The organism is Peribacillus sp. SIMBA_075, assembly GCF_046534585.1.
In genome coordinates this window covers 1-258 of sequence record NZ_JAWRYN010000975.1, presented here as the reverse complement: position 1 = coordinate 258, position 258 = coordinate 1, and the positions used below count along the sequence as shown (strand labels likewise).

Sequence of the window (258 nt, the reverse complement as noted above, 5' to 3'; positions counted from 1 at the left end):
CTCTTTCATGACCGTCACCCCGTCAACGAAGGTGATGACTACTTTGATGTTGAGGATATTACTCAGGAAAGCTTGCGTCCCGGATACCCGCCCGCTTTTATGCAATTGGTTCAAACTCGATGGAATGAACGACAAATGGGATTTGGCGGTTAATTGATTGATGGTCTCCACTACTTCTTCCGGTTCTTTTCCGGATGTGAATAATTCATTGCCGATTTCGATCATTTTCCCCATCGGAAACGAGCCGATTTTCGAGTC

The 258-nt window shown here is 45.7% G+C and carries 1 protein-coding gene; it reads right to left on the bottom strand.

Annotated elements, in window-relative coordinates; translation table 11 throughout:
* On the bottom strand, nt 1–258 hold a 258-nt coding region (locus SB775_RS31190; protein ID WP_410865150.1), incomplete at both ends, for a DegV family protein.